Here is a 1,414-nt window from a genome sequence, read left to right on the forward strand (position 1 = left end):
AATCACGAGCGGCGGCGACAGCAGCATCCGGTCGCCGGTCGCGCGCATGATCAGGTTGCCGTTGAAGCAGAAGTCGCGGCAGATCGTGCCGACCTCGCCGCCGTTCGCGAAGCGGCGGCGCTCGGCCGGCGACTCGGCGAGCTGCAGGCTCGCGACCATCCCGTGGCCGTGCACTTCGCCGACGATCGGGTGACGCGCGAAGGTTTCGCGCATCAGCGCCTGGAAGTACGGGCCCGTGTCGTGCTTCACGCGCTCGACGATCCCTTCGTCGCGCAGCAGCTTCAGGTTCGCGACCGCCACCGCCGCCGCGACCGGGTGCCCCGAGTACGTGAGCCCGTGATTGAATTCGCCGTTGTCGATGATCGGGCGCGCAACGCGTTCATGGATACCCACCGCGCCCATCGGCACGTAACCCGAGGTCAGGCCCTTGGCCATCGTGATCAGGTCCGGCTCGAAGCCGAAGTGCTGGTGCGCGAACCATTCGCCGGTGCGGCCGAAGCCGCCGATCACTTCGTCGGCGACGAGCAGGATGTCGTACTTGCGGCAGATCCGCTGGATTTCCGGCCAGTACGTCGACGGCGGGAAGATCACGCCGCCCGCGCCCTGGAACGGCTCGCCGATGAACGCCGCGACGTTCTCCGCGCCGAGCTCCAGGATCTTCGCCTCGAGCTGCTGCGCACGCGCGAGGCCGAACGCTTCGGGCGTTTCGCCGGCTTGTGCTTCGCCGAAGAAATACGGCTGGTCGATGTGCACGATGTTCTCGACCTTCGACGGCATCTGCTCGTGCATGTAGCCCATCCCGCCGAGCGTGCCGCCCGCGATCGTCGAGCCGTGATAGCCGTTCCTGCGCGAGATCACGTATTTCTTCTGCGGCTTGCCCTGCACGCGCCAGTACTGGTGCACGAGACGCAGCACGGTGTCGTTGCCTTCCGAGCCGCTGTTGCAATAGAAGAAGTGATTGAAGCCCGCGGGCGTCACTTCGGCGAGCATCGCCGACAGTTCGATTACCGGCGGGTGCGTGGTCTTGAAGAACGTGTTGTAGAACGGCAGTTCCTGCAGTTGGCGATATGCGGCATCGGCAAGTTCCTTGCGGCCGTAGCCGACGTTCACGCACCAGAGGCCGGCCATCCCGTCGATGACCTTGTTGCCGTCCGAGTCCCACAGATAGACGCCGTCGGCCTTCACGATCACGCGGCTGCCCGCGCGATTGAGCGCACCCATGTCCGAGAACGGATGGATGTGGTGCGCGGCGTCGAGCGCGCGGTATTCGGCGGTCGAGCGTGCCTGCGTCGTGCGCGGTGCGGTGGCCGGCGCGGCCGGCTGGATCCAGGCAGATTCGTTGCGGTACGTCATGTTTCCTCCGTGATTCCGTATTCGGTCGTGTGCACGCTCAGACGTGCAGCAGCAGATGGCG

The 1,414-nt window shown here is 65.9% G+C and carries 1 protein-coding gene; it reads right to left on the reverse strand.

Going from position 1 to position 1,414, the window contains the following annotated elements; translation table 11 throughout:
* Positions 1–1,353: aspartate aminotransferase family protein (locus tag DIE17_RS36970; RefSeq protein ID WP_148095675.1), on the reverse strand; the 1,353-nt coding region annotated here is incomplete at its 3' end.
* Positions 1,354–1,414 lie beyond the last annotated feature (61 nt).

It is taken from the genome of Burkholderia sp. Bp9099 (genome assembly GCF_003857805.1).
Lineage (GTDB): Bacteria > Pseudomonadota > Gammaproteobacteria > Burkholderiales > Burkholderiaceae > Burkholderia.